General features: G+C 71.8%; 9 protein-coding genes. 8 read left to right on the forward strand and 1 reads right to left on the reverse strand.

The genetic code is table 11. The features are described 5' to 3' along the window. Positions 1–58: 58 nt before the first annotated feature. The 7 genes from ACWCO8_RS34665 (at position 59) to ACWCO8_RS34695 (ending at position 7,313) form a co-directional block, all read left to right on the forward strand. Positions 59–1,057, forward strand: a complete 999-nt coding sequence (locus ACWCO8_RS34665; RefSeq protein ID WP_362003606.1) for an ABC transporter permease — start codon at positions 59–61, stop codon at positions 1,055–1,057. After that, positions 1,054–2,157 (forward strand): ABC transporter ATP-binding protein, encoded by a 1,104-nt coding sequence (locus tag ACWCO8_RS34670; RefSeq protein WP_451035529.1) that lies wholly within the window; start codon positions 1,054–1,056, stop codon positions 2,155–2,157. Before ACWCO8_RS34665 ends, ACWCO8_RS34670 begins: the two co-directional genes overlap by 4 nt. A gap of 11 nt (positions 2,158–2,168) precedes the next feature. After that, positions 2,169–3,302 carry an ABC transporter ATP-binding protein gene (locus ACWCO8_RS34675; RefSeq protein WP_451035530.1) on the forward strand — a complete coding sequence of 378 codons (1,134 nt, stop codon included), beginning with the start codon at positions 2,169–2,171 and terminating at the stop codon, positions 3,300–3,302. A gap of 132 nt (positions 3,303–3,434) precedes the next feature. Next, positions 3,435–4,121, forward strand: coding sequence for a trimeric intracellular cation channel family protein (locus tag ACWCO8_RS34680; protein WP_451035539.1), 687 nt, complete (start codon positions 3,435–3,437; stop codon positions 4,119–4,121). A gap of 23 nt (positions 4,122–4,144) precedes the next feature. Continuing rightward, positions 4,145–5,002: a thioesterase family protein gene (locus ACWCO8_RS34685; protein WP_451035531.1), complete on the forward strand. Its 858-nt coding sequence runs from the start codon at positions 4,145–4,147 to the stop codon at positions 5,000–5,002. 40 nt (positions 5,003–5,042) lie between these two features. Beyond that, positions 5,043–6,056, forward strand: a complete 1,014-nt coding sequence (locus ACWCO8_RS34690; protein WP_451035532.1) for a helix-turn-helix transcriptional regulator — start codon at positions 5,043–5,045, stop codon at positions 6,054–6,056. A 93-nt stretch (positions 6,057–6,149) separates the two neighbouring features. Then, positions 6,150–7,313 (forward strand): cysteine desulfurase family protein, encoded by a 1,164-nt coding sequence (locus tag ACWCO8_RS34695; protein ID WP_451035533.1) that lies wholly within the window; start codon positions 6,150–6,152, stop codon positions 7,311–7,313. Between the two features lie 21 nt (positions 7,314–7,334). On the opposite strand, the gene ACWCO8_RS34700 is transcribed toward ACWCO8_RS34695, so the two are convergent. Next, positions 7,335–7,988: an N-acetylmuramoyl-L-alanine amidase gene (locus ACWCO8_RS34700; RefSeq protein ID WP_451035534.1), complete on the reverse strand. Its 654-nt coding sequence runs from the start codon at positions 7,986–7,988 to the stop codon at positions 7,335–7,337. Between the two features lie 60 nt (positions 7,989–8,048). On the opposite strand from ACWCO8_RS34700, the gene mnmA reads away from it, so the two are divergent. Continuing rightward, the gene (gene mnmA / locus ACWCO8_RS34705; protein WP_451035535.1) at positions 8,049–9,206 is read left to right on the forward strand and encodes a tRNA 2-thiouridine(34) synthase MnmA; all 1,158 of its coding nucleotides are present in this window, start codon (positions 8,049–8,051) and stop codon (positions 9,204–9,206) included. Positions 9,207–9,297: the final 91 nt, after the last annotated feature.

The raw sequence follows: 9,297 nt of genomic DNA on the forward strand, positions 1-9,297 counted from the left end.
CCGCGCACGGCGGCCGGGGGACCCGATCGGGATCCCCGGCCGCCGGTCGGCCGACCGCATGCTTGCATATCTCGTCCGACGGTTGTTCGCCGTCGTAGTGATGCTGATGGTCGTCACCCTGACGACGCTCAGCATCTTCTTCCTCATCCCCAAGATGACCGGCAGCGACCCTGCCGCGATGTTCGTCGGCAAGCAGGCGGATCCGGCTTCCATCGAAGCTGTCCGGCAGAAGCTGGGCCTGGACGAGCCGATCCTGGTGCAGTTCTGGCACTTCGTCTCCGGCATCTTCGTCGGACGTGACTACACCGGCGGTGGCAGCACCATCCACTGCGAGGCACCCTGCTTCGGCTACTCGTTCCGTACCGAGCAGGACGTCTCGACCATGCTGGTCGACGCGTTCCCCGTGACCCTCTCCATGGTCGTCGGAGCCGCCGCGCTGTGGCTGCTGATGGGCGTCACCACGGGTGTGATCTCCGCGCTGAAGCGGGGCACGGTCGTCGACCGGACCGCGATGATCACCGCGCTCGCCGGTGTCTCGCTCCCCATCTTCTTCACCGGCATGCTGTCGATGTTCGTCTTCCGCACCCAACTGGGCTGGCTCAACGCCTCGTACACGCCCATCAGCGAGTCCTTCGGCAGCTGGTTCGGCGGACTGCTGCTGCCCTGGGTCACCCTCGCGTTCCTGTACGCGGCGATGTACGCGCGACTCACCCGCGCCACCATGCTGGAGGTCCTCGGCGAGGACTACATCCGTACGGCACGGGCCAAGGGCCTGCCGGAGCGGGTCGTGCTCGGAAAGCACGCCATGCGCTCCACGATGACCCCCATCCTGACCATCTTCGGCATGGACCTCGGTGCTCTCGTCGGCGGCGCGATCCTGACCGAGAGCACCTTCAACCTCCAGGGCCTCGGCTGGATGGCCATCAAGGGAGTGACCGAGCGCGACCTGCCACTGATTCTGGCGGTCACGCTCATCACAGCGACCTGTGTCGTCATCGCCAACCTCGTGGTGGACCTTCTGTACGCGGTGATCGACCCCCGAGTGAGGCTCGCATGACGGACAAGCTGACCAAGACCGGCGCGGCCCTGGGTGAACCGGTCGCGGCCTCGAACGCCCCGTCCGACGCCTTCCTCGACGTCCGCGACCTGAAGATCCACTTCCCGACCGACGACGGCCTGGTCAAGTCCGTCGACGGGCTCAGCTTCCAGCTGGAGAAGGGCAAGACCCTCGGCATCGTGGGCGAGTCCGGCTCCGGCAAGTCGGTGACCTCGCTCGGCATCATGGGCCTGCACACCGTCGGCCAGTACGGCCGGCAGAAGGCCCGGATCTCCGGCGAGATCTGGCTGAACGGCCGCGAGCTGCTCACGGCCGACCCCGAAGAGGTCCGCAAGCTGCGCGGCCGCGACATGGCGATGATCTTCCAGGACCCGCTGTCCGCGATGCACCCGTACTACTCGGTCGGCGCGCAGATCTCGGAGGCGTACCGGGTCCACCACCCGGTCGACAAGAAGACCGCGAGGAAGCGGGCCGTCGAACTCCTCGACCGGGTCGGCATCCCCGAGCCGGCCAAGCGCTTCTCGAACTACCCGCACGAGTTCTCCGGCGGTATGCGCCAGCGCGCGATGATCGCGATGGCGCTGGTCAACAACCCCGAACTGCTCATCGCGGACGAGCCGACGACGGCCCTCGACGTCACGGTCCAGGCGCAGATCCTGGACCTGATCCGGGACCTGCAGAAGGAGTTCGGCTCCGCGGTCGTCATCATCACGCACGACCTCGGCGTCGTCGCCGAGGTCGCCGACGACATCCTCGTGATGTACGGCGGCCGGTGCGTGGAGCGCGGACCGGCCGAGTCGGTCTTCTACGAGCCGCAGCACCCCTACACCTGGGGCCTGCTCGGCTCGATGCCGCGGATCGACCGCGAGCAGACCGAACGCCTGATCCCGGTCAAGGGCAACCCGCCCAGCCTGATCAACGTCCCCAGCGGCTGCGCCTTCAACCCGCGCTGCCCGTACGCGGACGTGCCCAAGGGCGGCATCACGCGCACCGAGCGCCCCGAGCTGAAGGAGACGGGCAGCCGCCACCACTCCGCGTGCCACATGTCGCGCGAGGAGCGGACCCGGATCTGGACCGAAGAGATTGCGCCGAAGCTGTGAGCGACAAAGCGGTGAGCGACAACGTCGTGAGCGAGAACAAGAGCACTGAGCCCCTGCTCAAGGTCAACGGCCTGGTGAAGCACTTCCCGATCAAGAAGGGGCTGCTTCAGCGCCAGGTCGGGGCGGTCAAGGCGGTCGACGGCATCGACTTCGAGGTCTACCCGGGCGAGACGCTGGGCGTCGTCGGCGAGTCGGGCTGCGGCAAGTCGACGATGGGCCGGCTGATCACCCGGCTGCTCGAACCGACGGGCGGCACGGTCGAGTTCGAGGGCGTCGACGTCTCGCACCTCGGCGTGGCCAAGATGCGTCCGCTGCGCCGCGACATCCAGATGATCTTCCAGGACCCGTACGGTTCGCTGAACCCGCGGCACACGGTCGGCTCGATCGTCTCCGCGCCGTTCAAGCTCCAGGGCGTGGAGCCCGAGGGCGGGGTCAAGAAGGAGGTCCAGCGCCTGCTCGGCCTGGTCGGCCTGAACCCGGAGCACTACAACCGCTACCCGCACGAGTTCTCGGGCGGCCAGCGCCAGCGCATCGGCATCGCGCGGGCGCTCGCCCTGAAGCCCAAGCTGGTCGTGGCGGACGAGCCGGTCTCGGCGCTGGACGTCTCGATCCAGGCGCAGGTGGTGAACCTCCTGGACGATCTCCAGGAGGAGCTGGGCCTGACGTACGTGATCATCGCCCACGACCTGTCGGTGATCCGGCACGTCTCGGACCGGATCGCGGTCATGTACCTGGGCAAGATCGTGGAGCTGGCGGACCGCAAGTCGCTGTACGAGTCCCCGATGCACCCGTACACCCGTGCCCTGATGTCGGCGGTCCCGATCCCGGACCCCCGCCGCAAGGGCGCGAAGAGCGACCGCATCCTGCTCACCGGCGACGTCCCGTCCCCGATCGCCCCGCCGCCGGGCTGCCGCTTCCACACCCGGTGCTGGAAGGCGACGGACCTCTGCAAGACGGTCGAGCCCCCGCTCCTGGAACTCCGCCCGGGCCAGCGCGTGGCCTGTCACCACCCGGAGAACGCCGAGGGCGTGACGGTCCCCGCGGCGCGGGAGTCGGTGGAGGTCACGATCACCAAGCCGGAGCCGAAGCCGTCGGATCCGGAGCCGACCACGGGGCCCGCGGAGGGCGACGACCCGAAGGCGTAACGCCGTGGGGTTCGGGGGCGGAGCCCCCGGTCCCGTCAGGGTTTCGGGAAGGGGCGGGGTGGGGGAACTCACCCCGCCCCGCACCCGCACCCGGCCGCCATGGCCGTCCGGGCCCCCGCCCCACCCGTCACAATGGTCGCCGTGGTTCACGATCTGTTCAGTCCCGACGTACAGCACGCCCTCGATCTCGTCGGCATCTTCGTCTTCGCCATCTCCGGCGCCCTCCTCGCCGTCCGCAAGAACTTCGACGTCTTCGGCATCGCCGTCCTCGCCGAGGTCACCGCCCTCGGCGGCGGTCTCCTCCGCGACCTGATCATCGGCGCCGTACCCCCGGCCGCCTTCACCGATCTCGGCTACTTCCTCATGCCGCTCGTCGCCACCGTGCTCGTCTTCTTCCTCCACCCCGAGGTCGAGCGCACCCAGACCGCCGTCAACGTCTTCGACGCCGCGGGCCTCGGCCTCTTCGCCGTCACCGGCACCATCAAGGCGTACGAGTACGGCCTCGGTCTCACCTCCTCCGCCGCCCTGGGCCTCGCGACCGCCGTCGGCGGCGGTGTCCTGCGCGACGTGCTCGCCAACGAGGTGCCCTCCCTCCTCCGCTGGGACCGCGACCTCTACGCCGTGCCCGCCATCGTCGGCGCCACGACGGTCGTGCTCTGCATCCGCTTCGAGGCCCTCAACGCGTACACCAGCGCCGCCGCCGTCCTCATGGCCTTCGTGCTCCGCCTCCTCGCCATGCGCTACCACTGGCGCGCGCCCCGCGCCTGGAACCGCCGGTCCTCCGCCCGCGAGGAGCCAGAAAAAGCTACCGCTCAGTAGCCTGCTGCGGTACCGTCGGAACCATGAGCACGAGCATCGAGACGATGGCGGAGACGACGACGGTCAGCGAGTTCGACCGCGACACCGCCGTCACCCTCCGCGCCCCCGGCGTCTACGACGCCGACCTCTCCGCCGGCTGGACGATCATCAGCGCCGTCAACGGCGGCTACCTCCTCGCCCTGCTCGGCCGCGCCCTCGGCGACCACCTCCCGCACCCGGACCCGTTCACGATCTCGGCGCACTACCTCACGCCGTCCGTGCCCGGCCCGGCGGTGATCCGCACCGAGACCGTCCGCACCGGCCGCACCCTCTCCACCGGCCAGGCCTCCCTCTTCCAGTACGCCGAGGATGGCACCGAGGTCGAGCGCATCCGGGTCCTCGCCTCCTACGGCGACCTCGACGCGCTCACCGACGAGGTCCGCACCACCGCCACGCCGCCCGCCTTCGCCCCCATCGAGCAGTGCTTCGGCACCGGCGACGGCCCCCGGCCGCCGATCCCCGGCTCCAGCGCCATCACCGACCGCCTCGCCCTCAAGCTCGACCCGGCCACCGTCGGCTGGGCGATCGGCGCGCCCTCCGGCAAGGGCGAGATGCGCGCGTGGTTCGCCCTCGCCGACGGCCGCGAGCCCGACGCGCTCTCCCTGCTCCTCACCGTCGACGCGCTCCCGCCGACCTCCTTCGAGCTGGGCCTCAAGGGCTGGACCCCGACCGTCGAGCTGACGACCCACGTCCGCTGCCGCCCGGCCCCCGGCCCGCTGCGGGTCTCCATCACCACCCGTAACCTCGCCGGCGGCTTCCTGGAGGAGGACGCCGAGGTCTGGGACAGCGCGGACCGCCTGGTCGCCCAGTCCCGCCAACTCGCCCGCGCCCCGCGCGGCTAGGGCCCCTGGGGGTGTCCGCGCCCGCGGCTACCGTGAGCCGGTGAAGTCCGACCGGCTCCTCTCCCTCCTCCTGCTGCTCCAGACCCGGGGCCTGGTCCCCGCCACCGAGCTCGCCGAGCGCCTCGAAGTCTCCGTACGCACCATCTACCGGGACGTCGAGGCGCTCTCCGCGTCCGGCGTCCCCGTCTACGCCGAACGCGGCCGGCACGGCGGCATCACCCTGCTCCCCGGCTTCCGCACGGACGTCACGGGGCTCACGGCCGACGAGTCCCGCGCCCTGTTCGTCCTCGCCGCGCAGGGCGCGCACGCCGCGCTCGGCCTGGACCGGGCCCTCGGCTCGGCCCTCCGCAAGGTCATGGCCGCTCTCCCTGAACCCCATCGGCCCGCCGCCGAACTGACGAGCCGCCGGATCCTCGTCGACCCCGACCGCTGGATGCGCACCCCTCAGCCGGCCGTGGACCTCGACGTCCTCAACCGGGCCGTCTTCGCCGACCGGCGCGTACGGCTCCAGTACCGGAGCGGCGGGGCGCCCGCCCCGAAGACGTACACGGTCGACCCGTACGGACTCGTCGTGAAGGCGGGCGTCTGGTACCTGGTCGCCGACCGGGACGGCGAGCCCCGGCTCTTCCGCGCCGACCGCGTCCACCTGGCCGAACTCCTCGACGACCCGGTCCGGCGCCGGGACGGGGTCGAGCTCGCCGACGTGTGGGAGGTGCTCCGCCTCCGCGTCGAGGCCCGACCTGCCGAGATCCGGGTCCGCGCCCGGGTCCACCGCGCCCGCCTAGACCGCTTCCTGCGGCTGCACGGCGACCGCTTGACGGCCGCACCGGGGCGGCCGGACCCGGATTCGACCCCGGACTCGGACTCGGATTCGGCCCCGGACTCGGCCTCGGACGAGGAGTGGACCGAGGTCGAACTCGCCTTCCACCAACCGGGCGACACCCGCCCCCTCCTGGCGATGGGCGGCAGCCTGGAGGTCCTGGAGCCGCCGGAGATCCGTACGCTCCTCGCGCGGGCGGCGGCGGAGATCGTCGCCCTCTACCCGGACACGTGAGGACCCGGGAGGGCCCGCGAGGCTCCGGGAAGCGGTGGCGTGGACAGGCCAGGCGGCAGACGTGCGCGAGCGCCCTCGTAGAATCGAGAAATCATGGCTTACCTCGACCACGCCGCGACCACGCCGATGCTCCCCGAGGCGATCGAGGCGATGACCGCCCACCTCGCCGTCACGGGCAACGCCTCCTCCCTGCACGCGGCCGGGCGGCGCGCCCGGCGGACCGTCGAGGAGGCCCGCGAGACCCTCGCCGCCGCCCTGGGCGCACGGCCCAGCGAGGTCGTCTTCACCTCCGGCGGCACCGAGGCCGACAACCTCGCCGTCAAGGGCCTGTACTGGGCCCGCCGCGACGCCGACCCGGCCCGCACCCGCGTCCTCGCCAGCCCCGTCGAGCACCACGCCGTCCTCGACGCCGTCGACTGGCTCGCCACGCACGAGGGCGCCACCGTCGAGTACCTCCCGGTCGACCGGTACGGCCGGGTCCACCCGGACGCGCTGCGCGAGGCGATCGCGCGCGAGCCGGAGACCGTCGCGCTTGCCACCGTCATGTGGGCGAACAACGAGATCGGCACGATCATGCCGGTACGCGAACTCGCCGACGTCGCCCGCGAGTTCGGCGTCCCCCTGCACTCCGACGCGGTCCAGGCCTTCGGCCAGGTCCCGGTCGACTTCGCCGACTCCGGGCTCGCGGCCCTGACCGTCTCCGGTCACAAGATCGGCGGCCCCTACGGCATCGGCGCGCTGCTCCTCGGCCGTGAGTACAGCCCGGTCCCCGTGCTGCACGGCGGCGGCCAGGAGCGCCACGTCCGGTCCGGCACCCTGGACGCGCCCGCCATCGCCGCGTTCGCCGTCGCCGGCCGGCTCGCCGCCGAGCGCCGCGAGGAGTACGCGCGCGAGGTCGGCGCCCTCCGCGACAAGCTGGTGGCGGCCGTCCGCGCCGCGGTCCCGGACGCGATCCTCGGCGGCGACCCGGACGACCGGCTCCCCGCCAACGCGCACTTCACCTTCCCCGGCTGCGAGGGCGACTCCCTGCTCCTGCTCCTCGACGCCCAGGGCATCGAGTGCTCGACCGGCTCCGCCTGCACCGCCGGCGTCGCCCAGCCCAGCCACGTCCTGCTCGCCACCGGCACCGACCCGGACCTCGCCCGCGGAACCCTCCGCTTCACCCTCGGCCACACCTCCACCGAAGCGGACGTGGCAGCCGTAGCCGAGGCCATCGGGCCGGCGGTGGAACGCGCCCGCACGGCGGGCCTGGTCTAGGGACGGGCAGCCCCCCCCGCCTCACGCCGGCTTCTTCGAAGCCTCCCGGACCAGCTTCATGTAGCGGTCCCAGTCCCAGTGCGGGCCGGGGTCCGTGTGGTCGGTGCCCGGGACCTCGACGTGGCCGATGATGTGCTTCCGGTCGACGGGTATGTCGTAGCGCGCGCAGATGCCCGCCGTCAGCCGGGCCGAGGACGCGTACATGGCCGCCGTGAAGTCCTGCGGGCGGTCGACGAAGCCCTCGTGCTCGATGCCGACGCTCCGCTCGTTCATGTCCCGGCTCCCGGCGTGGAAGGCGACGTCGAGCTCGCGGATCATCTGCGCCACATGGCCGTCCTTGCGGACGACGTAGTGCGTGGCGGCGCCGTGCCCCGGGTTCTTGAAGACCTTCAGGGCGGTCGCGTAACTGCCCTGGACGACGTGGATCACGACCCGGTCGATCGTGAAGTCGGCCGGGCGGTCGGCCCGCCGCCAGTTCGCCCGGGACGCCGCCGTCCAGTCCGCGCCCTTGTGGTCGAGCTCGCCCTCGACCCGGGCCCGCTCCGTGCCGGGCAGCCGCCACCAGGCGCGCGCCAGCTCGTCGCGGGCCAGTGCCGCCGTACCGAGGACGGCCGCGCCGCCGCCGAGCAGGACGGCTCGCCGCCCCACCCCCCGCTTCTTGTTCTCGCTCCCCATGTCCAGAACAACGCTTACTCACGCGACCCTGGTTCCCGGGCCCCGTACCCTGGTAGGGCTATGACTGAGACTTCCCAGCGGACCGAGACCCCCCAGCGCCGCCTCCGTGTCCTTGCCGCCATGTCGGGAGGCGTCGACTCCGCCGTCGCCGCCGCCAGGGCCGCCGAAGCCGGGCACGACGTCACCGGCGTCCACCTCGCGCTCTCCGCGAACCCGCAGTCCTTCCGTACGGGTGCGCGCGGCTGCTGCACCATCGAGGACTCCCGGGACGCCCGCAGGGCCGCCGACGTCATCGGCATCCCCTTCTACGTCTGGGACCTCGCCGAGCGCTTCCGCGAGGACGTCGTGGACGACTTCGTCGCGGAGTACGAAGCGGGCCGCACGCCCAACCCCTGCCTGCGCTGCAACGAGAAGATCAAGTTCGCGGCGCTGCTCGACAAGGCGCTCGCCCTCGGCTTCGACGCGGTCTGCACCGGCCACTACGCCACGGTCGTCCTGAACGAGGACGGCACGCGCGAGCTGCACCGGGCCTCCGACATGGCCAAGGACCAGTCGTACGTCCTCGGTGTCCTGGACGAGAAGCAGCTCGCCCACGCGATGTTCCCGCTGGGCGACACCCTCACCACCAAGGACGAGATCCGGGCGGAGGCGGAGCGGCGCGGGCTCGCGGTGGCGAAGAAGCCCGACAGCCACGACATCTGCTTCATCGCCGACGGCGACACCCAGGGCTTCCTGGCCTCCCGGCTCGGCAAGGCGGAGGGCGACATCGTCGACGAGTCCGGGGAGAAGGTCGGCACCCACGAGGGCGCGTACGGCTTCACCATCGGCCAGCGCAAGGGCCTGCGGATCGGCCACCCGGCGCCGGACGGCAAGCCGCGCTACGTCCTGGACATCTCGCCCGTCAACAACACGGTCACGGTCGGCCCGGTCGAGGCGCTCGACGTCACCGGCCTGGGCGCGATCAAGCCCCGCTGGTGCGGCACGGCCCCCGAGGGCTCCGGCCGCTACACCGCCCAGCTGCGCGCCCACGGCGGCGAGACCCCGGTCACGGCGGCCCTGGCGGACGGCGAGCTGACGGTCACCTTCGACGAGCCGGTCCGGGGTGTGGCCCCGGGGCAGGCGATCGTGCTGTACGACGGCACGCGCGTGGTGGGCTCGGCGACGATCGCGACGACGGTACGGAGCACGGCGGCGGCGACGACGCCCGCGACGGCCTAGGGCGTTTCCTTCGGATCACCTTGCCGACCAGATGAAGATGGCGGCGAGGTGGAGTCCGGCGAGGTAGATGGTGGCGGTCTTGTCGTAGCGG

Source organism: Streptomyces sp. NPDC001927, assembly GCF_053594455.1.

What these genes read in the sequence shown, in the direction of transcription:
- ACWCO8_RS34700 (WP_451035534.1), bottom strand. Translation starts at nt 7,988, where the DNA reads ATGGGGAGCGAGAACAAGAAGCGGGGGGTGGGGCGGCGAGCCGTCCTG.
- ACWCO8_RS34695 (WP_451035533.1), top strand. Translation starts at nt 6,150, where the DNA reads ATGGCTTACCTCGACCACGCCGCGACCACGCCGATGCTCCCCGAGGCG.
- ACWCO8_RS34670 (WP_451035529.1), top strand. Translation starts at nt 1,054, where the DNA reads ATGACGGACAAGCTGACCAAGACCGGCGCGGCCCTGGGTGAACCGGTC.
- mnmA (WP_451035535.1), top strand. Translation starts at nt 8,049, where the DNA reads ATGACTGAGACTTCCCAGCGGACCGAGACCCCCCAGCGCCGCCTCCGT.
- ACWCO8_RS34680 (WP_451035539.1), top strand. Translation starts at nt 3,435, where the DNA reads ATGGTCGCCGTGGTTCACGATCTGTTCAGTCCCGACGTACAGCACGCC.
- ACWCO8_RS34685 (WP_451035531.1), top strand. Translation starts at nt 4,145, where the DNA reads ATGAGCACGAGCATCGAGACGATGGCGGAGACGACGACGGTCAGCGAG.
- ACWCO8_RS34665 (WP_362003606.1), top strand. Translation starts at nt 59, where the DNA reads ATGCTTGCATATCTCGTCCGACGGTTGTTCGCCGTCGTAGTGATGCTG.